Consider the following 23,996-nt stretch of genomic DNA (forward strand, 5'->3'; position numbering starts at 1 on the left):
CTCTTTCGGATGTTCTTTCGGTGGGCGGCTTACGTGGTGGTTTGAGGGGCTCTCCTGCCGCCGCCCTGCTGTTGTGTGTCTTTGGTCCTCTTTCCGGGCCCCCCCCCGCGAGCGGGTGCTACACGGCGCGCGCCGCGCCCTCCCAGTAGCGGGCCCGCAGGGCCTTCTTGTCCAGCTTGCCGATCGGCGTCAGCGGGAGCGAGTCGACGAAGTCGACGGTCTTCGGGGCGTGCACGGCGCCCTTCGCGTCCTTCACGATCGTGTACAGCTCGTCGGCGGTGACGGCCCCACCGTCACGGAGGACGACGCACGCCTTGACGGCCTCACCCCACTTCTCGTCCGGCACACCGACGACCGCGACCGACGCCACCGCGGGATGCGCGGAAATGACGTCCTCGACCTCCCGCGGGAACACGTTGAACCCGCCGGTGACGATCATGTCCTTCTTGCGGTCGACGATGAACATGAACCCGTCCTCGTCGAGGCGGGCGATGTCGCCGGTGTGCAGCCAGCCGCCACGCAGCGCCTCCTCGGTCTCGGCAGGCTTGTTCCAGTACTCCTTCATCACCAGCGGGCCGCGGACGCAGATCTCGCCGAGTTCGCCGCGCGGCACCTCGTTGAGCTCGTCGTCGAGCAGCTTGACGTTCAGCCACGGCACCGGGCGGCCGCAGGACGCGAGCCGCTCGGGATCGTCCGCGAGGTGCTCCTCCTTGCGGAGGACGGAGATCGTCATGCCGCACTCGGACTGCCCGAAGTACTGGAAAAAGATCGGGCCGAGCTTCGCGATGCCCTCCTGCAGGCGGGCCGGGGACATCGCGGCCGCACCGTAGAACAGCGTCTCCAGGCTGGAGACGTCGCGGGTCTGCAGGTCGGGGTGGTCGAGCAGCATGTAGATCATCGTCGGCACCAGCATCGTCGAGGTGATCCGGTACTTCTCGATCGCCTCGAGCACCGCGCCCGGCTCGAAGGCGGGCAGCACGACGAGGGAGCCGCCGCGCATCAGCGTCGGCACGAAGAAGGCCATGCCCGCGTGCGAGAGCGGGGTGCAGGCGAGGAAGCGCATCTCGTCGGGGAACTGCCACTCCGCCATCTGGATCTGCGGCAGCGTGACCCCGGACGCGAAGGTGTTGACGACGCCCTTCGGCTTGCCGGTGGTGCCGCCGGTGTAGACCATGCTCGACGGGTCGTCGCCGTCGACGTCGGCGGCGACGAGTCGCGCGGGCGCGAATCCGGATGCGAGGGCGAGGATGTCGATGCCGACCTCGGACGGGCCGAGCGCGAAGAGGTTCTTGAGGGTCGGGACGGCGGCCTTGAGTTCGGCGGCCCGCCCCTCGAACGCGGTGGGATCGAAGATCAGCGTCTCGATCTCGGCGTCACCGAGGATGTACGCGTGGTCGTCGACCGACCCCATCGGGGCGAGCGCGGTGTTGCGGCAGCCGAGGACCATCTGCGATCCGACGCTGATCAGCACCTCGGGCCGGTTCTTCGACAGCATCGCGACCGTCGACCCCTTACCGATGCCCTGCGACGCGAGGGCCTGGCTGAAACTGCTGATCTGGTCGCGCATCTGGCCGCCGGTGAGCACCACGTCACCGAGGTACAGCGCGGGCCGGTCCGCGTTGCGTTCGAGCGCGGTGATCAGCAGGTCCGCCAGGAACTGCGGTCGGTGCAGGACGTCGGTGGTCATGGGAACTCCGCTCGTGATGGGCGCCGGGCGCGCGTGGTGTGACTCACACAGTAGATTCGAAACTGACACATGTTCTAGTGGTTGCGCAAGCGTCGGGTGCGCTTTCCCGGCATCGGACGCTCGGTATGTGCACCGGCACGGCGCGCGCCGAATACGATGTGCGGCGTGAACGATCAACCGGTGGAACTGTGGACCGCGACCGTGGTGCAGCACCACCGATTACGGGAAGACCTTGCCGTCATCCGCCTCGAGAGCGAGTTCGTCCCGTTCACCGCGGGGCAGTCGCTCGGGGTGATCGTGCCGCAGAACCCGGGTCTCGGGCGCCGCTACTCCCCCGCCCTGCCACCGTCCCTGGACGGCAAGCTCGAGTTCCATGTCCGCGCCGTGCCCGCGGGCTGGCTCAGCCGGGCGATCGTCGCCGAGACCGTCGTCGGGGACCAGTGGGAGGTCGGCGCCGCCAGCGGCCGATTGTCGGTGGATCCCGATGCCCGCGAGGTCATCATGGTCGCGGGCGGCACCGGCCTGGCGCCGCTGCGCGCGATGATCCTCGACCTGGCGCGTCGCGCGGAGCCGCCGCGGGTGTTCCTGTTCATCGGCGGCAGGCACCCCCGCGACCTGTACGCATCCGACATGCTGTGGCTGCTCGACGAGCAGCTCGACTGGCTGACCGTGATCCCGGTGGTCGAGGACGTCGTCGACCCGGCGTGGCCGGACGAGTGGCACGAGCGGGTGCGCGGCGCCGCCGGATACGGCGAAGACCATTGGATTCAGGGCACCCTCGCTGACGTCGTCAGCTCCTACGGCGCCTACGTCGACCATCAGGTGCTCGTCGTCGGCTCCCCCGGCATGGTGCGGGCCACCGTCCGCGCCCTCGTCGACACCGGCACCCCCGCTGGCGCGATCCAGGTCGGCTGACAGTCCCCCTGCCCCTGCCCCTGCCCCTGCCCCTGCCCCTGCCCCGAGTGAACGGAAGCGTTCAGTCGACCTGATCGAATGAACGTGCCGTTCGCTCGGGGTACCGCGACCACCAGTCGTGGCCGACGCGGGCACGGGACCGGTGCGACTGCGTCAGGTCAGCGGGTCGTGCCGGATGTTCTCCATCGGCGTGCCCTTGGCCTGCAGGCGGTACTTGACGGTCTGCACGGTCGACGGGGAACCGACAATCTGGATGTCGCGGTCCTCCCAGGCGCCGAACTCGGCCACCACCTCACCGAGCTTCCCGGTCAGCCGGGCCTGCATTCCCGGCGGGGTGACCGGCTCGGGATCGGTGTGCCACCACGGGTTCACATCCTCCGCAGACACCGGGATCACCGTCAGCCACGGGTTGGTGCGCGCGAGCTGCCACAGGATGTCGAGGTCGTACAGGTCGCACGGATAGGTGCCGCCTGCGAACAGGTGCACGCGCGGGTTCCGTCCCCGCATCGCCATCTCCATCACCTGCGCGCGCAGCGGCGCGATCCCGGTGCCGGAACCGATCATCAGCATGTCGCGGCCGCGGCTGCGGTCCACCCCGAGACCACCGAGCGGCGCGCTCAGCTGCCAGACGTCGCCGGGCCGGGTCTCCCGGACCATCGACGCGCTGACCCAGCCGCCAGCGACACGACGGACGTGGAACTCGATCTGGCCTGCCTCGTTCGCCGGGATCGCGGGCGAAAGGTACCGCCACATCCGCGGCCTGCCCGGCACACTGACGCCGACATACTGCCCCGCGCCGTAGTGCATGGGCTGGTTGAGCTGCAGCCGGATCACCGCGACGTCCTGCAGGACCTGCTTGTGTTCGACGACGGTGCCCGTCCAGGTGGCGGGCTCGCCGCCCTCGTTGAGCGCCTCGATCATCGTCGCGGCGATCAACGCGATCGCCTCCCGCCACGCGTCCTCGACCTCGTCGGTCCACAGTTCGGTGCCCGCGAACCGCTCGAGCGTCGACAGCAGCGTGCCGCCGACCGCATAGAAGTGTTCTTCGGCGATGCCGTATCGACGGTGGTCGCGGCCCAATTGGGTGAGGAACCCGCGAACCAGGTCCGGTTCGTCGAGCTTGTCGACGACATACCCGATTGCCTCGAGTAGGCGGTCGGCCTGCATTTCCATCACGGCCGGGAAGATGTCCCGCATCTGCGGGTAGCGGGCAAACAGAATCGAATAGAACGTACGCGTGACCTGGACGCCACCGTCCTCGGCAGCCGCAAGGGCCTTGAACGTCGTCCGGACATGTGAGATCGCCGTTGAATCCACCGCAGGTTCCCCGTTCCGCACACGCACGGACCCGCCACTGTCCCCGGCGGGCCCGTGATGCCCGCGACGGACGCCGCGGGCGTTTCGGAGAGTTTAGGCGACGCGCGGTGCTGGTGTGAAGAAGAGTGGCCGGTGGGAAGATGTGACGCTCGTCCCGTTTCCGGCCACCCGCCAGCGCTCCGCCCCCGACTGACCTCGCCCCGGCTGACCCCGCCCTCGGCTGACCCCGCCCCCGGCTGACCCCGCCCCCGGCTGACCGAATGTGGGATTCGGTCAGTTCAACTGACCGAATCCCACATTCGGTCAGGGGGTGGGGCGGCGGTCAGGGGGCGGGGCGGGTGGCAGGGGCTGGCGAGGCGCTCAGCGCTCGTGCCGGGGCTTCCACACGACGATGGAGTTGCTGCGCGGCAGCGGCACCAGGTCGCGGCGGTAGCCCGCGGCGAGGCGGGCGATCTCCGCTGCCATCTCGGTGACCCGATTCTGCAGGGCCTCGACCTGATTGGTCAGTTCGATGATCCGCTTGATGCCCGCGAGGTTGACGCCCTCGTCCTGGGACAGCCGCTGCACCTCGCGGAGCAGGGCGACGTCGCGCGGCGAGTAGCGTCTGCCGCCGCCGGTGGTCCGGTGCGGGGTGACGAGACCGAGTCGGTCGTAGTTACGCAGCGTCTGCGCGTGCATCCCGGCCAGTTCGGCCGCCACCGAGATGACGAAGACCTGCGCGTCGGGGTCGAGCGCACCGTTCGTGTTCGGCTTGTCGGCCATGCCTCACCTCCGCGGGATCCCGGTTGTCGCGATGCGGGTCATCAGGCACCCGCCCAGCCAGCGCGCGGATCGAATCCGCTCGCCTTCTCCGCCTCGAGGTACGCGGTCAGCGCCTCGGTGGCCTTCTCGTCGAGGTGGGTCGGCACCGCGACCTTGACGGTGACGAGCAGGTCACCGGCCCCACCGGACCGCTTCGGCACGCCGCGGCCGCGGACCCGCAGGATCCGGCCGTCGATGGTGCCCGCGGGCACCTTCACCCCGACCCGACCCTCGAGGGTGGGCACCGACAGGGTGGTGCCGAGCACCAGTTCGCCGTAGCTGACGGGGACGATGACGGTGAGGTCGTCGCCGTTGCGGCCGAACACCTTGTCCGGGGTGACGTGCACGGTGACGTACAGGTCGCCCGACTGCGCACCCCGCAGGCCGGCCTCACCCTGACCGGCGAGACGGATCTTCTGCCCGTCGCTGACGCCTGCGGGGACGCGGACGGTGATGTTTCGGGTGCGGTTCTGCACCCCGGTGCCGCGACAGTCGGTGCACGGATCGTCGATGATCGACCCGGTACCCCGGCAGTCGTCGCAGGGTTCGCTGAACCCGAACGCGCCCTGGTTGCGGCTGACGATGCCGGATCCGTTGCAGCGTGCGCACACCCGCGGGCTGGTGCCCGGCTTGGCGCCGCTGCCGTGGCAGGTGGTGCACGACGCGGGGCTGGTCAGCCGCAGCGGCACGGTGGCGCCGGTCGCGGCCTCCCGGAACGGGAGGGTGGTCTCGGCCTCCACGTCGGAGCCGCGCTGCGGACGGGTGGGGGTGCGGGTTCCACCGCGTCCACCGCCGAACAGTCCACCGAACAGGTCGCCGAGACCGCTGTCTCCGGCGGTCCCGCCGCCGAACAGGTCGCCGATGTTGAACTCGCCGCCGCCGAATCCACCACCGCCGGTGGTGTATTGGCTGCCGGGCGCGAAACCGCCGTGCCCGAACCCGCCGGACGAGAACATCCGCCGGGTCTCGTCGTATTCCTTGCGCTTGGCGGGGTCGGAGAGGACGGCGTTCGCCTCGCTGACCGCCTTGAACCGTTCCTCGGCGGCGGTGTCGCCGGGGTTGGCGTCGGGATGCAGATCCCTGGCAAGTTTGCGGTAGGCCTTCTTGATCTCGTCGGCCGAGGCGTCGGAGGAGACACCCAGGTCCTTGTAGAAGTCCTTCTCGATCCACTCCCGTTGGCTCACCGGGTGCCTCCTCCTCTCGTTGTTTCTGCTGTTTTACTCGGCCGGCGTGGCTGCGTCGCCGTCGGTGACGGTCACCATCGCGTGTCGCAGCACCCGGTCGCCGTACTTGTAGCCCTTGCGGAGCACGACGCCGAGCACCGGGTGGTGCCCCTCGCCCTCGTGCTGCACGGCCTCGTGCAGTTCGGGGTCGAAGGCGTCACCCTCGTCGCCGAACCCGGCGAGGCCGAGTCCGGTGAGCACTCCGGTCAGCTTGTCCGACAACGCCTTCAGCGGCCCGGTCTCCAGGTCGCCGTGGGCACGGGCCCGGTCGAGGTCGTCGACGATGTCGAGGAACTGCCCGACCACGGACGCCTTCGCCGCCTCGACGGCGGCCTGGCTGTCCCGCAGCGACCGCCGCCGGTAGTTGGCGTATTCGGCGGTGACGCGCTGCAGGTCCGCGGTCAGCTCGGCGACCGGGTCCCCCTCGGGGGCGGCAGCGGATTCCGCTGCCGCACCCTCGGTGTCGGAGTCGGGGGTCTGCGACTGCTGGTCCCCACCGGCCTCCGGGTCGAGCGTGATCTCGTCGTCGACGAGGGCGTCGCGTTCGGCGCCGGTTCCTTCCGAGGACGTCACTTCTTGTCCTGGTCGGTCGGCTCGTCCACGACCTCGGCGTCGACGACGTCGCCGTCCTGGGCCTGGGCCTGGGCCGCGCCGTCACCGGCGGACTCGGCGGCCTGCGCGGCGTAGATCGCCTCGCCGAGCGCCTGGGACTCGGTCGCGAGCTTCTCCACGGCCGTCTTCACGGCGGCGATGTCGCTGCCCGCCAGCGCGGTGTTGGCCTCGGCGATGGCCGCCTCAACCTTCTCCTTGACGTCGGCCGGGACCTTGTCCTCGTTGTCCTTGATGAACTTCTCGGTCTGGTGCACGAGGGACTCGGCCTGGTTGCGGACCTCGGCCTCCTCGCGGCGGGCCTTGTCCTCCTCGGCGTGCGCCTCGGCGTCCTTGACCATCCGGTCGATCTCCTCCTTGGACAGGCCGGAGCCGTCCTGGATCTTGATCGTGTTCTCCTTGCCGGTGCCCTTGTCCTTCGCGGTCACGTGCACGATGCCGTTGGCATCGATGTCGAAGGTGACCTCGATCTGCGGCACGCCGCGCGGGGCCGGCGGGATGCCCGCGAGCTCGAAGGAGCCGAGAAGCTTGTTGTGCGAAGCGATCTCGCGCTCACCCTGGAAGACCTGGATCTGCACGGACGGCTGGTTGTCGTCGGCCGTGGTGAAGGTCTCGGACCGCTTGGTGGGGATCGTGGTGTTGCGCTCGATGAGCTTGGTCATCACGCCACCCTTGGTCTCGATACCGAGGGAGAGCGGGGTGACGTCAAGCAGCAGCACGTCCTTGACCTCGCCCTTGAGGACGCCGGCCTGCAGGGCGGCGCCGACGGCGACGACCTCGTCCGGGTTCACGCCCTTGTTGGGCTCGCGGCCACCGGTCAGCTCGCGCACCAGGTCGGAGACGGCGGGCATGCGGGTGGAGCCACCGACGAGCACGACGCTGTCGATCTCGCCGACAGAGATCCCCGCATCCTTGATGACGGACTGGAACGGCGCGCGGGTGCGGTCCAGCAGATCGGAGGTGATCTTCTGGAACTCGGCGCGGGTGAGCTGCTCGTCGAGGAACAGCGGGTTCTTGTCCGCGTCGACGGTGATGTACGGCAGGTTGATCGAGGTCGACTGCGAGGACGACAGCTCGATCTTCGCCTTCTCCGCGGCCTCACGCAGACGCTGCAGGGCCATCTTGTCCTTGGTCAGGTCGATGCCGCTGGACGCCTTGAACTTCTCGACGAGCCAGTTCACGACCCGCTCATCCCAGTCGTCGCCGCCGAGGTGGTTGTCGCCGGAGGTCGCGCGGACCTCGACGACGCCGTCGCCGATCTCGAGCAGGGACACGTCGAAGGTGCCGCCGCCGAGGTCGAAGACCAGGATGGTCTGTTCCTTCTCACCCTTGTCGAGGCCGTACGCCAGCGCGGCCGCGGTGGGCTCGTTGACGATGCGCAGCACGTTGAGGCCCGCGATCTGACCGGCTTCCTTGGTGGCCTGCCGCTGCGCGTCCTCGAAGTATGCGGGGACGGTGATGACGGCGTCGGTGATCTCCTCGCCGAGGTAGGCCTCGGCGTCGCGCTTAAGCTTCATCAGCGTGCGGGCGCTGATCTCCTGCGAGGTGTACTGCTTGTCGTCGATGGCGACGGTCCAGTCGGTGCCGATGTGGCGCTTGACCGAGCGGATCGTGCGGTCGACGTTGGTGACCGCCTGATTCTTGGCGGGCTGGCCGACCAGCACCTCACCGTTCTTGGCGAAGGCGACGATCGACGGGGTGGTGCGTGCGCCCTCGGAGTTGGCGACCACTACGGGCTCGCCGCCTTCGAGCACTGCCACGACCGAGTTGGTGGTCCCGAGGTCGATACCGACCGCACGAGCCATAGTGATTCCTCCTACGTGTTGCAGCACTCCGGCCACGGATCGGCCGGACTCGATGTGCTGGGGTTTTCCGCTACCTCACCCTAAGTGAGTGGCACGGACTCAAGTTTGCAACGCTCCGATACGAGAGTCAAACCAAACTTGAGTCGACCACACTCAAGGCTGTCGAGATGGTCAACGGGGGCTCGCCGGGATTTGTTCCCCGACTCCCCCGCCCGGGTCGTGGTGACGTCGGTCACGACGGCCGCGGATACGATGCGTCCGTGCACAGCGACGGCTCGGACGGTGTCCCCGCGGGCCCGGACCCGATCCCCGACGGCCCGTCACCCGCAGCGCGCGCCGCTGCCGCGCCGGGACGGCGGCCGCCACCGCCGCGACCGGATTTCCGCATGCGCCCCCGGCGACCCGACGCCGACGCGGGCCCTCCGCGCCCGGCCACCGCGGCACTGTTGGCGTGGGGGTCGTCGCTCGCCCTCCTGGCCGGGATCGCTGCCGCCACCGTCCTTGACGCCACCGCCGTCCGCGACGCCATGGAGTCCGCCCTGGCCGCCCAGAACCCGGGCACCTCGCGGCGGGACGTTGCCGATGTTGTGTCGCTGACCCTGCTCGGCGCCGCGGGCATTGCCGCGCTGCTGGCGGTGGCGACCCTGATCGGGATGCAGTTGCTGCGTGCGCGCCGGCCGACGGGTCGAATCGTGCTCATCGCCGTCGGCACCCTCTCGATCGCCGCCGCCTTCGGGTTCTGGTCCCTGCTCGCCGCGGCGGCGACCTCCGTCGGTGCCGCAGCGCGGTGGGCGCTTGCTCCGTACGCGGTGTGCGTCTTCGCTGGCGTCACATTGCTTTTCGTGCCTGCAGTCAGGACGTGGATGCAACCGCGTCGGTGACACCGGCGGTCACGGGCGCGCGGCGACGCCAGCGGCGGGCACCGGCGTCTCCCAGCCGGCGATCTGCGCTTCCAGGCTGGCATCCCGGCGCGACGGGGTGACCAGCAACTTGACGACGAGCACGGCCAACACCACGATCCCGACGCCGAAGCCGGGGAAGAGCAGCCCGTTGACCGACAGCCCCACCGGGGCGGGGGCGGTCGGGTCGATGTGCACGGTCAGGCCCGCCATGCCGGTGTAGTGCAGCGCCACCACCGCGAGTCCCATCACCAGCGCCGAGGGGATCTGCAGATACCACCGAGTGGCCACCTGCGAGAACCACAGCGCCGCGGTCGCAGCCGTCACGCCGATGGCGATCGACGCCAGCACGTAGCCCGTCTCGTGCTCGATCGAACCGCGGATCCGGATCGCCCACATTCCGGTGTAGTGCATCGCACTGACCGCCAGACCCATCACCAGGCCCGCACCCAGCAGGCGCGGAACCCGCCCCCGCCCGGCACCCGACCCGACGGCCGCCAGCCCGAGAAAGGTCGGCCCGATCGCCAACCCCACCGAGAGCAGGGTCTGCATCAGGCTGTACCGGATCGTCGTTCCCGGCAGGTCGAAACCCATCATCCCGATGAAGTGCATCAGCCAGACCGCGACACCGCCGATCGACAACGCCGCAAAGCCCGTCCAGACGCCACGCGACCTCCGGTCGCTCGCGGACATTGCCTGCTGCACGCAGAGCAACCCGACGAGGGACCCGAGCGCGGATACGGCGTAGGCGAGGAACAGGACCCACACGCCAAGGGAGAAATGATGCATCTCGTGCGACATTCGCGACCTTCCGAATCACCCCCCGGTGACAGTTACCGGAGGGCATCATAGGCAGCACAACGCAACGAATCTCCCAATTCGGGCGAATTGTGCGCAATTGCCCAACGAAAGCCGCTGATTATCAAGCACTTAACCGGTCAAGCCCGGCGAGATTCTTCCGCAAGCACCCGACGTCAGTCACTTACCGGCAAACAGATCTGCACGATCGGGTACCGGCTCCTCCCAGCGCGCGATCTCCGCGTCCAGCGCGAGGTCGGTCTTCGACGGCGTCATCAGCACCGCGGCCGCGGCGGCCGCGATAATCAGCATGCCGATACCGAATGCGGGAAACAGCAACGCCGACACCGAGGTTCCGGACGGGAGAGCCGCCGCCGGGTCCACCTGGACCCGCACTCCGGCCATGCCGGTGTAGTGCAGGGACACGACCGCGAGGCCCATCACCAGCGCGGCCGGGATCTGGAACACCCACCGGGTCGCTACCCGGGAGAACCACAGCGCCGCCGTCGCCGCGACCACCCCGATCACGACCGACGCGATCACGTAGCCGCGGTCGTGGTCGATCGATCCGCGGATCCGGATCGCCCACATTCCGGTGTAGTGCATCAGGCTGACGGCCAGCCCCATCACGACCCCCGAAATCAGCAGGCGCACAATGCGCACCGTTCGCGACCCACCGGATCCGGCTACCGCGAGCCCGAATCCGGTCGCTCCGACGGCAAGCAGCACCGACAGCAGCGTCCGGGTCAGGTCGTAGCGGACCGGCGAACCGGGGAGGTCGAAGCCGGTCATCGCGATGAAGTGCATCAGCCAGATCGCCACGCCGCCGATCGACAGTGAGGCGAACCCGATCCAACGCCAGCGCAGCGCGCGACTGCTCGCGGACGCCGCGGCCTGGACGCAGATCAGCCCGACCAGTGAGCCGACCACCGCCACGGCATAGGCGAGAAAAAGAACCCACACTCCCATGGAGAAGTGATGCATCTCGTGCGACATGATGACCTTCCGACGGCGGCATCCACCGACAGCTGCCACCCCCGGCTTCGTCGCCCCCGAACGACGGCGACCGTGGCGACTGTAGCGTCAGACACTACGCAATGCGAACGGTGAAAGAGCTCGCGTTTCTGTGACATCCCGGCACGGACACCGGGCCCGAGCAGCGCGAACACCGCGGCGGCGCTGGTCAGGGAAGGTCGGCGAGCACACCCTCGGCGCTGCGGGCCGCGGCGGCGCAGGCGCGGGCGGTGAACCGGTCGACGAGCGGATGCTCGGCCCTGGCGCGCCAGTAGCGCACGGCCCCGAGGGCAACAGCGCGCTGCTGCGCGATCGGGGCGTCGGGGTCGAGACCGAGCCGGGCGTGTGCCGCGATTCCGCCGCCGCCGATCAGCCGCTGCAGGTGTCCGGCGTCCTCCTCCGACAGCGCCAGCGGCGTGGACCGCAGCCTGCCGAGCAGTCGGATCTCCTGGAATCCGTGCGTGTCCGACAGCGCCCTCGAGACCCCGCCACGGACCCCGGCCGCCGCGGCGCCCGGCTCGGCGGCCAGCACCCGCTCCACCGCGAGCAACGCCGAATGCGCCTTCAGCTGGTCGGCCCGCTGCCCGAACTGGACGTCGATGACCTGCCGCAACTCGTTCAGCCCGCTGCGCTCGACGAGGTCGGCGGCGAGCGTCGGGGAATCCCGGGCACCCAGCTTGATCAGGGCAACGGCGAGTCGAATCCCGAATAGCCCGAACCGATCCGCCAGCTGGGTCCGCAATTCGGCAGGGACCGGCAGCGGACTGTCGGGACGCGCGAAGCGGTCCGCCGAGAGCATCGCGATCTGAAGGTCGTCGGCCGGGACCGCCGCGAGGGCGCGGAACGCCTCAAACTCGCTCTCGCGCAGGGTGCGAGCCCCCAGTGCGAGCAGTCCGGCGACGGGCACCACGGCCTGACACAGCCCGGTGCGTTCGAGTTCGGTCGCGAACCGCGCGGCGACCTCCTTCGCCGACGTCATCGCATCGATCCGGCCCGCCCCGACCTCGTCCGCCCGCGACACGACACCGACGACGCCGAGCGGGCCGGACTCGCCGCCGACGTGCGCCCCGATCTGGCCGAGGAACCGCACGTCGGATGCGCCGAGGGACCGCAGCAGGTACACGACCGCGTCCGCGCCGGAGGTCGACCCCTCCGGGGTCAGCATCCGCAGGGTGCGGGCCGAGACGTCCGTCGACAGCGAGGACGTGCCGGGGGTATCGATGATGGTGGTGTGCGTCAACGCCCGCGCGGGCCACTCCACCTCCAGCCGGTCCACGTCGGTCGCGGTGAGATCGCCGAGGTCGAAGGTGAGGCTGCCGTCGCGGCGCTGCACCGGCACGTTGAGGGCGCGGCCCCGCTCGTCCCATGCGGTGACGGTCGGCGTCGCGCCGCCGCGGTACCAGGTCACCACGCGGGTGCACTCGGTCGCATCCGTCGGCGCGATGTCCTGCCCGACAATCGAATTGAGCAGTGTGGACTTGCCGGCCTTCAGCGACCCGGCCAACGCGACCCGCAACGGTTCCTCGAGCCTGCTGGCGCAGTCGTCGAGCTGGGCCCGCGCCGACCGCCCGCTGACGTCACGGGCGGCGGCGATCAGGTCCCGCGCGGCGGGCAGCGCCGCGGCACTCACGCGCCGTCCCCCGCGATCGCCTCCCGGGCGCGGGTGAGCACCCGCATCCCGTCCTCGAGTTCCGCGATCCGCCTGGCGCGTTCGGCGCTGGCCAGATTCGCCCCCTCCTGCGCGGATCGCAGCGATTCCGCGAGGGACCGCAGCGTCTGTTCCGCGATGGCCGCGAAGTGGTCCCGCAGCGCCCGCTGGATCAGCCGCAGCCGGTCCTTCGACTCCTTGCCCACCTGGAAACTGACGTCGTCGACGAACCGCCGGATCGCCATCTTGGCCTCACCGCGACGCTTGAGGACGCGGCCCTCCCGGTCCTCCCGATATGCCTTGGTACCCAACAGCAGACCCGCCCCGACCGAGATCGGGTTCACCAACGCCATCCCCATCATCGTGGTGATCAGGCCGAACATCAGCACCCCGCCATACGAGCCCCGCATGCCGACCAGCACCTTCTGGGTGATGCCGATCCGGCCCGACTCCAGATCCGCGAGGGAGGCAACCGGTTCGAGGACGCCGTCGAGGTCGGCGACGTCGAGGTGCGGCAGGGCGACGGCACCGGCGTCGGCAAAGTGCCCGGCAACCACCTCCGCCAGCCACACCGACCGGTCGTGCGCCCACACGAAGTTGTCGCCGATCGAGGTGGCGACCTGCTCCTGCAACCACTCACCGAGCTGCGGCCAGTCCTTGCCGGGGTCGCCCTCGTCGACAGTCTCCTCCGCCTCCCTGGTGACGCGGCGCAGCCGGTCCCGCAGATCGTGGTCGATGTCGGCGGCCAGATCGGCGATCCCGTCCGCGAGCGTCTGCTGCCACAGCGACGACTTCTTCTGCAGGTCCTCCGCCGCGGCCTTCGCCCGCTGCAGTTCCGCGACCGCCGCCGCTCCCCTCGCGGGATCCCGCAGCGCGGCAAGCTCACTGCCGAGTCCGAGGCTGAGATGTTCGGCGGCCGACCGGACGTCGAGCGCGACCGCGCGCCGGGTGGCGGCCTCTGTGCGGGTGCGCACCTGTTCGCGCAGGAAGTCGTACAGCGCGGCGAATCCGGACTCGGTGTGCAGGTCGTCGTCCCGGAGCCGGAGCGCATGACTGCGGAGCACCGACGACACCGGGATCAGCGGCACCGCCAAGCCCGCCCGCTCCAGATGTCCGCGGTCGGCGTCGACGATCGCCCGCCAGTGCGGGTACAGATCGGTCTTGCTGATCAGGCAGGCGACCGCCGGGCACAACGCGCGGACCTGCCGCAGGAAGGCCAGTTCCGGCTCGGTGAACTCCTGGCTGGCGTCGGAGAGCACCAGGACCGCGTCCGCCGCGGTGAGGAGCCCGAGAGTGCTTGCCGCGTGAGGATTTCCGTGACCACCGACGCCGGGGGTGTCGACAAGGACCAGCCCGTCCGCGAGCAGCGGGCTGGGCACGTTGACCTCGACGCGCAGCACCTCACGGCCCGCGGCGAGCGGTGTCGACGGGGTCAGCGCGGCCAGCTCGTCCAGGGGCACCGGGACCCGCACCGGGTCGAGTCCCGGCTCCGCGAGGACCAGCTCGGCGGACGGCGTCTGCGCGTTCTGCACCACCGTCGCCACCGCGGTCGTCTCGTCGTCACCGACCGAGCAGACGTTCAGGTTCAGCAGGGCGTTCACCAGCTGACTCTTGCCCTGCTTGAGGGTCCCGACCACCACCACCCGCATCCGCGGATCGACAAGGCGGCTGCGGGCGCCCGCGAGGCGGGCGGTCAGGTCGGCGCGGTTCGCGGCGCGGGCGATCGCCGCGACCTCGTCGAGCCGTCCGACCAGGTGCGTCGTCGCCTGCGCCGAGGGCACCGTCGTGCCGGATGCGTTGTCCATTGAACCGACTCACACTTCTCTCCGCGAAGACCGGCCCCGCACGCGTGTCACCGTGTGCGGGGCCGATTTCGTTACACCGGCGCGGATCAGGGGTGCAGCGGGTCCGCGTCGGTGACGCCGACCTCCGGCAGTCCGTGGACGGGGGCGAGGTCGTCGCCGAACAGGCTGTCCCCGGCGGAGAACAGCCCGCCGTCACCGGATCCGGCGGCTTCCGCGCCGAAGACGTTCGACGCGTCCACCGACGTCCAGGCGTTCGACGCGCCGACGGCGTCGGCGACCGGATCGGCGCCCGCGGCGCCCGACGCGGCACCGGCGAGCTCGCCGGAACCGGACACCGCCCCGGATCCGGACGCACCACCCGCGACGCCGCCATCGGCGACGGCCTCCAGCCCCGAGGTGAGGCCCGCGGCCACGTCCAGCCCGGCGCCCGCGTCGACCAGGCCCGAGACGGTCCCCCCGAGCCCGGCGCCCGCATCGGCGACCCCGGACACGGTCCCGGCCAGGTCCGCACCGAGACCGGTCCCCGCGTCGATCAGTCCGCCCAGTCCGCCGCCGAGGCCCGCGGTCAACCCCTCACCGAGCCCGGCGACGGTGTCGATCCCACCGGTGACCGCCCCGGTCACCGCGCCGTCGACGCCCGCGCCTGCGCTGCCGCCCGCGTCGACGGCACCACCGAGCGCGGTGCCGACCGAGCCGGCAAGCCCGGCGCCCGCGTCGACGACACCGCCGACCGCGCCGTCCAGGCCTCCACCGGCCCCGAGCACCGCGTCGAGCGCGCCACCCAGCCCGGCTCCGGCCTCCCCGCCCGCGCCGAGCGCGGCCCCGAGATCCAGCCCGGCGCTGCCGCCGACCCCGAGGTCGGTGGTGAGGTCACCACCGACACCGAGCAGACTCGACAGGTCCAGTTCGGTGAGTCCGCCAGCGCCGAGCGCGCCGCCGAGCGTCCCACCGAGGTCCGAGACGAGACCGCCGTCGAGGTCGAGGGCCCCGTCGAGGGCGGTGGTCAGCGCGCCACCGAGGTCGAGTCCACCGCCGAGGGCACCGTCCACGACGCCGCCGAGCTCCCCGCCAGCACCGAGTGCGCCGCCGAGGACCCCGCCGAGCGCGGCGCCGAGATCCGCGCCCGCCACGCCCCCCGCGCCGAGGGCGCTGCTCAGTGCGCCGCTCAGGCCCGCACCAAGATCGGCGCCACCGGCCAGGTCGACGAGTCCCCCCGCACCCAGGACCGCGTCGAGGGCCGTCCCGAGTTCCGCGGTCAGCCCGCCGCCGACGCCGAGGGCGCCCCCGAGCGCGCCTGCCAGGTCGCCACCGAGGCCGAGGGTGCCGTCGACGTCCAGGCCGCCGCCCGCGTTCACCAGCGCGCCGAGCACGCCGCCGAGGGCACCCCCGAGGTCGGCACCGACATCCCCGCCCGCGCCGAGCGCCCCGCCGAGGGCACCGCTCAACGCCGCGGTCAGGTCGCCGCCGAGATCGCCCGTCAGGTCGAGCATTCCGTCGATGCCGCCGCCGAGACCGAGCGCGGCGTCCAGGGCGCCGCCGAGGACGGTGGACAACTCGCCCCCGACCCCGAGCGCACCACCGAGGGCAGCACCAAGGCCCGCACCGAGGTCGAGCCCACCGGACAGCAGCGACGTCAGGTCCGCTCCGAGGCCGCCGCCCGCATCGACCGCGCCACCGAGGACGCCGCCGAGCGCGGCCCCAAGCTCGGCGCCAAGGTCGCCACCGACCCCGAACGCCGCACCGAGCACCGTGCCCAGGTCCAGCGCACCCCCAAGATCGAGGCCTGTGACCGCGCCGAGCGCGCCCCCGAGCGCGCCTTCCAGACCGGCGGTCAGGTCGCCGCCGACGCCAAGCGCACCGCCGAGGGCGGCGGCCAGCTCGGCACCGAGATCGACGCCGAGTCCGGTGGAGAGGTCGAGTCCGGTGGAGACGTCAAGGGCCGCACCGAGGGCCGCACCGAGATCGGCACCGATCTGCCCGCCGACCTGCAGCGCCGCGCCGAGTGCCGCGCTGAGGGCCGCACCGAGATCGGCGCCGACGTCGAGGCTGCCACCGAGGCCGCCGCCCGCGGCAGCGCCGAGGCCGAGCCCGGCGCCGGCACCCAGGCCGAGTCCGCCGCCGAGCCCGCCGCCCAGTCCGGCGCCGAGTCCGCCACCCAGCCCGCCGCCCAGCCCGCCCGCAACGCCGCCCGCCACGTCGCCGCCCGCGCCGAGGATGCTGGTCAGCTCGGTCCCCGCCCCCGCGAACAGTCCCGATTCGGCGACGAGCGGTGCGACGGCGGCGATGTCGGCCTGGCACACGTCACCGAGCCCGGCGGCGGCCAGCACCGCGTCGGGGTTCCGGCAGTACGCGGCCCGCGCCTCGTCGTCGCGCAGCAGGCTGAGGATGAAATCGAGCAGCGCGTTGGTGGCCATGTCGGACTCCTGACGGGTTGTGTGGAGCGGCAGTGCATCCACCTGGGAAGTGACCCTCTCGACGCTAGGCAGTGGGACGCGTCCACCCAACGGGGTCGAGTCCCCCCGTGCGGCAGGCGCATGGGGGGTGGGCCGGATAGGGGATTGCACCGGTATCGGGGAAAGGCCCCTCAACTGCGGATATGGTCGTGCACCCGGTAACGAAACCCGGTTGTCTGACGACACTGCAAGCATCGGCGACCCCCGTGCGCCGCCCCCTGGGACCCCCGGAAGCGGTCCCGACGGGGCCTCGGGGCACCGGCACCTACGACACGGGAGAAGACCATGGCGACAGGACTCGGACTGACCGTCGGTTCGGCGAATGCGGTGGCCATCACCGACGATCGCGGGCAGGGCGAGCGCGGCGCCGCGCTGGTCGCACCGACCGCGCTGCTGCTCTCCGGCGACGGCTCGGCCCTGCTCCCGCCGACCGGGTGCCGCGACGGCGTGATCGTCGGGTACGCGGACCGCGTCGGTGATCCGGTCGCGCTGATCGACGAGGACGGCGTCGCGCACGCGGGTGAGGACCTGGTCGCCGCCACGATGCGGTGCCTTGCCGACGAACTGCCGACGGCGGACGCGGTCGTTGCCGCGCATCCGGCGGTCTGGTCGGGACACCAGGCGAACTCACTCGCCGCCGCCCTGGACCGCGTCGGCCTGACCGGTGCGGATCTTGTCCCGGAACCGCTCGCGGCGGCCGCGTGGCTACACCGCACCCGCCCCGGATCCGCCGAGGCGCCGGTGATCGTCTACGACCTCGGCGCGGGCTCGCTCGACGTCACCGTCGTCGATGCCGGTGAGCAGCCGGGCATCCTCGGTACCCCGCTGCGGTCCGAGGACTATTCGGGATCCGAATTCGACCACACGACATTGAGTTACGTGCTGGACGGGCTGGCGGGCAGCATCGACGGCATTGACCCGTTTGCCGGTGAGTCGGTCGCCGCACTCTCCGAACTGCGGTCCCGGTGCCGGCTCGCGAAGGAGGCGCTGTCGGCGGACACCGTCACCGTCATCCCCGTGGATCTGCCCGGTGCGCGGCGGGACGTGCGGCTGGTGCGGGAGGAACTCGAGGACCTGATCCGCGGGCCGATCACCGATTCGGTTGCCCTCGTGCAGGAGGCGGTCCGGGGTGCGGGACTCGAACCGTCCGACATCGGCATCGTGCTGCTGACCGGCGGCAGCTCCGCGATCCCCCTGGTCACCGAGATCCTCTCGGCCGCACTACGTCTGCCGGTGGTGGCGGACACCGACCCGGGTTTCACCGCCGCCGGGGCGGCGATGCTCGCGGCCGAGCGGGCGGCGGCAACGCCAGCGGCCACCGACACCGCCGTGTTCGCGGTGCTCGATGCGGCGCTGCACGACACCCCGGCCCCGCCCGCGGCGCAGGCGACGCGGTCCCACCCGCGCAGCGGCAGCGGGCTGAGCACCCCGAAGAAGGCGGCGCTGGTCTCCGCGGCCGCAGCCGCGCTGATTGCGCTCACCGCGGCCGGGTTATCCCTTGGCACAGTCGGATTCTCCTCGACGGCGGACCCGCAGACCGCGGGGAGCACCCCCGCGACGCGCACCACCACCGGGTCCGACGCCGCCGCGCCGTCCGGAACCGGGCAGGCAGTCGCCACCGGGTCGGGTCCCGCGCACCCGACCCGCTCGGTCACCGGCCAGGCCGAGCCGGGCGCGGGATCGCCGGGATCCGTGCAGGCCGTGACGGTGGCAGGCACGCCCGCCGGCACCCCTCGGGCCGCCGATCCGGGTGGGCGGGCGCCCGCACCCGCGGCACCGCCCGCGGCCAACAACCCGGCCCCCGCACCCGCACCGGCGCCCGCACCGGCACCGGCACCCGCTCCGGCACCCGCTCCGGCACCCGCTCCGGCCCCGCGGCCCGGGCCCGGCGCCGGTGAGGTCGCGACCGGGGTCGGCACCGGGGTCGGCGAGGTGGCGAACGGCGTCGGTCAGGGCGTCGGCGGGGCCGTGACCGGGGTCGGCGAGGGGGTGGGCGGCGTCGTCGACGGGGTCGTCGGCGGTGTGGACGGGGTCGTTGGGGGCGTGGTCGGTGGGGTCGGCGGGGTCGTCGGCGGCCTGCTCGGCAACCAGTGAGGGAGCAGCGCATGCGGGACCAGTTGGTGCGTCCCGCGCCCACCGTCGCGACCCCCGCCGTGCGGGGCCTACTTGAGGCGGTCCGGACCGGTCACCCGCATCTGCTGGTGCGCGGGGTGTCCGGCACCGGGAAGTCCGCCCTGCTCGCGCTGATCCGGGACCGAGTTCCCGGTCCGGTGGTGACCGCGGTGACCGACGACCCCGCACCCGGCGGCGCGGTGGTCGTCGACGACGCCCACCTGCTGTCCGCGTCGGGTCTTGCCGCACTGACCGGGTTGGCGTCCCGGCCGGATGTGACCGTGGTCGTCGCGACCGAACCGCGCCCGGGCCATTCCGGGTTGCGGAGCCTCGCGGCGGCATTGGACGGCACCGTCCCGCTGGGCGCCCTGACCACCCGCGAGATCGCAATGCGGGCGGAAACCGTTCTCGGCGCGACCCTTCCGACACAACTCGTCGGGGTGATCCACCGCCTGTCCGGCGGGCTGCCGCGCTGCGTGGACGCCGCGCTCACCGCCTTGACCGGCGGCCCCTCCCCGCTGCCCGCGGAACGGTCGATCGCCGCAGCGGTCGCCACCTGCCACGCCGAGGTGATCGCGTCCCTGGACCCGGACCTGCTGTGCGCGTTGGCCGTTGCCACCACCGGTAGCGGATTGGACGGGTCCGAGCTGGCTCGGGTGCTCGGCCTGACCGTCGACGGCAGCCGGGACCTGGTGGAGCGGGCGCGGGGCTGCGGACTGCTCCAGCAGGCCGACACCGTGCTGGTGTCGGCGGTGGAGCCGCTGCGGGCCGCGCTCGGCGCGCAGCGGATGGCCGGGCTACACCTGGACGCGTTCCGCGCGAAGCACGCCCTCGGCACCCTCGACGTGCCCGCGGCGCGGGCCTTCGCCGCGGCGGGCGTCACCGATCCGGATCTCGCCGATTACCTCTGCGGGCAAGCCGATCTCGCGCACCCCCGGTTGGCCACCGCCCTGTACCAGGAGGCGGTGTGGGCGGGCGCCGACCCGGAGCCGCTGGTCCTGCGCCGTGCCGAGGCCGCGGGCCTGGCCGGTGACCTCGAGACCGCGGCGCGGCTCACCGACGGGCTGTTGGAGCGGTCCGGGACCGCATCGGACGCCGACCTGGCCGCCGCGGTGCGGATCGCGGCGGGCGTCGCCGCCCTTCAGGGGATGCTGGTGCGCAGCGCCGACCTGTACGAGTGGCTCGGATCGGACCGGATGGGCACCGACGGTCCGGTCGCCGAGCTCGTGCTGCTCGCGGCGGGACGCCCCGAGTCCGCTGCCGCGGCGGCCCGCGCCGCCACCGGTGCCCCACCCACCTCGGTCACCGCATCGGAAACCCTCCTCGCCCAAGGCCTGAGACTGTCCATCGAGGGCTCCACCCCGATCGCGCTGAACGCACTCACGCGCGGCGTTGCGCTGTCCGCCGCCGCCCGCACCCGGCTGCTGCCGGACAGTGGGGCCGCGCTGACGGCGCTCGCCGCGATGCACTGCGGCGAGCTGGGACGCGCCACGGCCGTGCTGGCGCGCGCGGTGGAGGGCGACGAGGAGGGCGCCGTGCACGGCGACCGACACCGGCTGCTGACGGCGTGGGTGGCGATGCTGCACGGCGACCTGGACGCCGCGGACCGCACCGTCGACGCCCTGCCCGCGGCCGGACTCCGCCCGCGGGACGCGCTGTTCGCGGCGGCCCTGCGGGTCGGCACCGCGCGGCGCAGGGGCGACATCGGCACCCTGCGCCGGTCCTGGGACGAGGCCGAGACCGCGGTCGCGGAACACTCGGTGGACCTGCTGAGCCTGCTGCCGCTCGGCGAACTGTGGCTCGGTGCGGCCCGACTCGAGGAGATCGGGCGGATCGCACACCTGGTGGACCAGGCCAGGGATCTGCTGGCCCGGCTCGGGGAACCGGTGCTGTGGGGCGCCCCGCTGCACTGGTACGGGGTGCAGGCGGCGATCCTCACCGAGTCCCCCGCCGACCTGGTGCCGCACGCCAACGCGCTCGGGATCGCGGCCGAGTCCAGCGCCTACGCGGCCGGACTCGCGCGGGCCGGTCGCGCCTGGCTCCGCGTCCTGCAGGGCGACACCGCGGCCGAAGAGGTGACGGCGGCGGCGGTCGGGCTCGGCGCGATCGGCCTGCCCTGGGACGGTGCCCGGCTCGCCAGCGAGGCGGCGCTGCGGGTCACCGACACCGCGACCGCGACCGCGCTGCTGCAGGTGGCGCGCGGGCTGCGTCCGGTGCAGGCAGCGTCGGGAACCCCGGCGGCGGCACGGGAGATCGGTGCCGCGCTCACCGAACGCGAATCCGATGTCGCCCGCCTGCTGGTGACCGGGTTGACCTACCGGGACATCGGTGCGCGACTGTTCATCTCGGCGAAAACAGTCGAGCATCACGTCGCCCGGATCCGCAGGCGTCTCGGCGCGCAGTCCCGGGCCGAGATGCTGTCCATGCTGCGGGCGATGGGGCACGGCGCGTAGGCTCGGGCACCGTACCCGAGGCTGCTCCGGCGCGATCCGCGAGAGGTGACCCGATGTCGTATCAGGTTGGCGTGTTCATCGGCAGTTTGTCCACGGTCTCGATCAACCGCAGGCTCGCGAAGGCGTTGCAGCGCCTCAGCGCGGGCACCTCCCTCACGCTCGAGGAGATCCCGATCGGGAACCTGCCGCTGTACAACCACGACTACGACGCCGACTACCCGGCGGAGGGACTGGCACTCAAGGAGGCCATCGCCGCCGTCGACGCGTTGATCTTCGTGACCCCCGAGTTCAACCGCTCGGTTCCCGGGGCGTTGAAGAACGCGATCGACTGGGGGTCGCGCCCGTGGGGCCAGAACTCCTTCGCGTACAAGCCGTCCGCGGTGATCGGCGCCTCGCCCGGCAAGATCGGGACCGCCGTCGCGCAGCAGCATCTGCGCAGCATCCTGTCCTTCGTGAACTCGCCCGAGCTCGCGCAGCCCGAGGCGTACATCCAGTTCACCGAGGGCCTGATCACCGCCGACGGCGAGATCACCGACCAGGGCACCGCCGCGTTCGTCGCCGACTGGCTGCAGAAGTTCGAGATGTTCGTCGGCAAGGTGACGAACGCCCATCGTTGACTCAGCGGGCAAGGACGACGGCGGCCTCCGCGGTCAGCGACGAGAACGTCAGCGACTCTTCGAGATACAGCGTCACCTCGGTCGCGGTGTGACTGTCGTAGCCGATCGACAGGTTAACACCGAGGGTCAGCTGATTGTCGCCGCCGCGGGTGGACAGCACATAGCCGCCGCGGACCGCGGGCGCCCAGACGATCTCGTCGACGAGGTCCTTGAGATGGTGGAAGACCGGGTGCCCCTCGTCCCGGGTTTCGCTGACGGCCGTGTACGACTCGGCGTCGAGGACCACCGCGTACGGGCCCTCCACCCCGGCCAGCCGCAGCGCCGACAGCGCCGACACCACCGCATCGGGCACCGCAAGCGGATCCGACGGCAGTTGCAACACCGGGTTGGACGACGACGGGCCGAGCCCACGGATCCCGGCCGCCTGGTAGCCAGCGAACACGGCCCGGTCCTCCGCGAACGCGATCGCCTTCGCGGCGTCCTTGACCGGCTGCCAGTCCGAGTCCAGCGAGCCGCGCTCGACGTCGTCGATCTCGGCGCGGCTCAACGTGAACGGGTACCGCAACTCCACCAGCGGATGCACCTCGCGCAACTGCGCGCGAATCCGGTTGTCCGACACGTCGATCGAGGTGACCCGGCCGGTGTTGTGCGCCGAGTACGCATAGCCTTCCGGCCCGGCGACATCGACGACGCGCCTGCCCGCGACGTGCCGTTTGAAGGTCCGGGCCGCCTCCTCCCCGATCTGCTGCCACGCGGCCTCGGTCACCGGGGCGAGCTGACGGTGCAGGTTGTTCGATTCGGTCATCCGGACACTCCTTTGAGATCGCCGATGTCGAGGGACAGTGCGTAGCGAGACGGGGACTCGGCCGGGGCGGCGTCGTCGGCGGACGGGTCGGCGAGGGCGTCGAGGGCGTCGAGGGTGCCCACGCTGGGGACGAAGAACAGGGACCCGGTCACCGCGGTGGAGAAGTCGAGGATCCGGTCGTAGTTGCCCGGCGGGTCGCCGAGGAACATCCGCCGCAGCATCTCCTCGGTCACCGCGGGGGTGCGCGCGTACCCGATGAAGTAGGTGCCGAACTCGCCGCGGTCGAGGCTGCCGAACGGCATGTTCGCGCGGAGGATCTCCCGCTCGGTGCCGACCGTGTCGACGAGGGTGTTCAGGGCCACGTGCGAGTTCGACGGCAGCTCGTCGAGTTCGACGTTGTCGAGTTTGGTCCGGCCGATCACCCGTTCCTGCTCGTCGGCGGGGAGCGCGGTCCACGCGTCGAGGTCGTGCAGGTACTTCTGCACGATCACGTAACTGCCGCCCGCGAACTCGGCGTCCTCGTCCCCGATCAGGGTGGCGGTCGCGGCGTCCGGTCCGGTGGGGTTCTCGGTGCCGTCGACAAACCCGAGCAGGTCGCGCGCGTCGAAGTAGCGGAAGCCGCTGACCGAGTCGACGACGGTGGCAGATCCGCCCAGCGCGGATCGGATCAGCCTGCCCAGTTCGAAGCAGAGGTCGGCCCGCGACCCCTGAATGTGGAACAGCAGATCCCCCGGCGTGGCAGGCGCCCGGTGCCGCGGCCCGGTCACCGGCTCGAACGGGTGCAGGCCCGCCGGGCGGGACGGGTGGCCGAGCCGGTCCCAGAACTCGGAGCCGACACCGACGACGCAGTGCAGCGAGCCCCGCTGTTCCCGGAATCCGACGGCCCGCACCAGCGACCCGATGTCGGCGGCCACCCCCGCCGCGCTGTCGGCATCGGCCCGGCCCGGCCCGACGGTCACCACCAGGAACAGTGCCGCCGCGTCGAGCGGCCGCTGCAGGGGCTGGGGAACCGCTCGACTCATCGACGCTCCAAGC

At 71.7% G+C, this 23,996-nt stretch carries 18 protein-coding genes; 5 read left to right on the top strand and 13 right to left on the bottom strand.

Going from position 1 to position 23,996, the window contains the following annotated elements:
• Nucleotides 1-118: 118 nt before the first annotated feature.
• Nucleotides 119-1,687, bottom strand: coding sequence for an AMP-binding protein (locus ACFWQG_RS17655; RefSeq protein WP_378508937.1), 1,569 nt, complete (start codon nt 1,685-1,687; stop codon nt 119-121).
• Between the two features lie 156 nt (nt 1,688-1,843).
• Here ACFWQG_RS17655 and ACFWQG_RS17660 point away from each other — a divergent pair, with 156 nt between their 5' ends.
• Nucleotides 1,844-2,602 (top strand): FAD-binding oxidoreductase, encoded by a 759-nt coding sequence (locus ACFWQG_RS17660; RefSeq protein ID WP_378508938.1) that lies wholly within the window; start codon nt 1,844-1,846, stop codon nt 2,600-2,602.
• A gap of 153 nt (nt 2,603-2,755) precedes the next feature.
• Here ACFWQG_RS17660 and ACFWQG_RS17665 read toward each other — a convergent pair whose 3' ends face one another.
• The 5 genes from ACFWQG_RS17665 to dnaK form a co-directional block, all read right to left on the bottom strand.
• Nucleotides 2,756-3,919: an FAD-binding oxidoreductase gene (locus ACFWQG_RS17665; RefSeq protein WP_378508939.1), complete on the bottom strand. Its 1,164-nt coding sequence runs from the start codon at nt 3,917-3,919 to the stop codon at nt 2,756-2,758.
• Between the two features lie 360 nt (nt 3,920-4,279).
• The gene (locus ACFWQG_RS17670) at nt 4,280-4,681 is read right to left on the bottom strand and encodes a heat shock protein transcriptional repressor HspR (protein WP_378508940.1); all 402 of its coding nucleotides are present in this window, start codon (nt 4,679-4,681) and stop codon (nt 4,280-4,282) included.
• Nucleotides 4,682-4,722: 41 nt separating this feature from the next.
• Nucleotides 4,723-5,904 (bottom strand): molecular chaperone DnaJ, encoded by a 1,182-nt coding sequence (dnaJ, locus tag ACFWQG_RS17675; RefSeq protein ID WP_378508941.1) that lies wholly within the window; start codon nt 5,902-5,904, stop codon nt 4,723-4,725.
• Nucleotides 5,905-5,937: 33 nt separating this feature from the next.
• Nucleotides 5,938-6,516, bottom strand: a complete 579-nt coding sequence (grpE, locus tag ACFWQG_RS17680; RefSeq protein WP_378508942.1) for a nucleotide exchange factor GrpE — start codon at nt 6,514-6,516, stop codon at nt 5,938-5,940.
• Nucleotides 6,513-8,357: a molecular chaperone DnaK gene (gene dnaK, locus ACFWQG_RS17685; protein ID WP_378508943.1), complete on the bottom strand. Its 1,845-nt coding sequence runs from the start codon at nt 8,355-8,357 to the stop codon at nt 6,513-6,515. The genes grpE and dnaK overlap by 4 nt, the downstream gene beginning before the upstream one ends.
• 260 nt (nt 8,358-8,617) lie before the next feature.
• Here dnaK and ACFWQG_RS17690 point away from each other — a divergent pair, with 260 nt between their 5' ends.
• The gene (locus ACFWQG_RS17690; RefSeq protein ID WP_378508944.1) at nt 8,618-9,238 is read left to right on the top strand and encodes a hypothetical protein; all 621 of its coding nucleotides are present in this window, start codon (nt 8,618-8,620) and stop codon (nt 9,236-9,238) included.
• A 9-nt stretch (nt 9,239-9,247) separates the two neighbouring features.
• On the opposite strand, the gene ACFWQG_RS17695 is transcribed toward ACFWQG_RS17690, so the two are convergent.
• The 5 genes from ACFWQG_RS17695 to ACFWQG_RS17715 form a co-directional block, all read right to left on the bottom strand.
• The gene (locus tag ACFWQG_RS17695) at nt 9,248-10,057 is read right to left on the bottom strand and encodes an MHYT domain-containing protein (protein ID WP_378508945.1); all 810 of its coding nucleotides are present in this window, start codon (nt 10,055-10,057) and stop codon (nt 9,248-9,250) included.
• 177 nt (nt 10,058-10,234) lie between these two features.
• Nucleotides 10,235-11,023 carry an MHYT domain-containing protein gene (locus ACFWQG_RS17700; RefSeq protein ID WP_378508946.1) on the bottom strand — a complete coding sequence of 263 codons (789 nt, stop codon included), beginning with the start codon at nt 11,021-11,023 and terminating at the stop codon, nt 10,235-10,237.
• Nucleotides 11,024-11,237: 214 nt separating this feature from the next.
• Nucleotides 11,238-12,698: a dynamin family protein gene (locus ACFWQG_RS17705; RefSeq protein ID WP_378508947.1), complete on the bottom strand. Its 1,461-nt coding sequence runs from the start codon at nt 12,696-12,698 to the stop codon at nt 11,238-11,240.
• Nucleotides 12,695-14,521, bottom strand: a complete 1,827-nt coding sequence (locus ACFWQG_RS17710) for a dynamin family protein (RefSeq protein WP_378508948.1) — start codon at nt 14,519-14,521, stop codon at nt 12,695-12,697. Before ACFWQG_RS17710 ends, ACFWQG_RS17705 begins: the two co-directional genes overlap by 4 nt.
• Nucleotides 14,522-14,607: 86 nt before the next feature.
• Nucleotides 14,608-16,935 (bottom strand): IniB N-terminal domain-containing protein, encoded by a 2,328-nt coding sequence (locus ACFWQG_RS17715; protein WP_378508949.1) that lies wholly within the window; start codon nt 16,933-16,935, stop codon nt 14,608-14,610.
• 324 nt (nt 16,936-17,259) lie between these two features.
• On the opposite strand from ACFWQG_RS17715, the gene ACFWQG_RS17720 reads away from it, so the two are divergent.
• From ACFWQG_RS17720 to ACFWQG_RS17730, 3 genes are read left to right on the top strand one after another with little or no spacing between them, the layout of a single operon-like run.
• Nucleotides 17,260-19,068, top strand: coding sequence for an Hsp70 family protein (locus tag ACFWQG_RS17720; RefSeq protein ID WP_378508950.1), 1,809 nt, complete (start codon nt 17,260-17,262; stop codon nt 19,066-19,068).
• Nucleotides 19,069-19,079: 11 nt separating this feature from the next.
• Nucleotides 19,080-21,539, top strand: a complete 2,460-nt coding sequence (locus ACFWQG_RS17725) for a LuxR C-terminal-related transcriptional regulator (RefSeq protein WP_378508951.1) — start codon at nt 19,080-19,082, stop codon at nt 21,537-21,539.
• Between the two features lie 53 nt (nt 21,540-21,592).
• Complete coding sequence (locus tag ACFWQG_RS17730; protein ID WP_378508952.1) at nt 21,593-22,156, top strand: NADPH-dependent FMN reductase; 564 nt, start codon at nt 21,593-21,595, stop codon at nt 22,154-22,156.
• Between the two features lies 1 nt (nt 22,157).
• On the opposite strand, the gene ACFWQG_RS17735 is transcribed toward ACFWQG_RS17730, so the two are convergent.
• Both ACFWQG_RS17735 and ACFWQG_RS17740 read right to left on the bottom strand, forming a co-directional pair.
• On the bottom strand, nt 22,158-22,961 hold the full coding sequence (locus ACFWQG_RS17735; protein ID WP_378508953.1) for a family 1 encapsulin nanocompartment shell protein: 804 nt from the start codon (nt 22,959-22,961) through the stop codon (nt 22,158-22,160).
• Entirely contained in the window at nt 22,958-23,983 is a 1,026-nt protein-coding gene (locus ACFWQG_RS17740; RefSeq protein ID WP_378508954.1) for a Dyp-type peroxidase, read from the bottom strand. Before ACFWQG_RS17740 ends, ACFWQG_RS17735 begins: the two co-directional genes overlap by 4 nt.
• Nucleotides 23,984-23,996 lie beyond the last annotated feature (13 nt).

The sequence above is a fragment of the Rhodococcus sp. NPDC058532 genome, from assembly GCF_042719255.1.
Taxonomy (GTDB): domain Bacteria; phylum Actinomycetota; class Actinomycetes; order Mycobacteriales; family Mycobacteriaceae; genus Rhodococcus_G.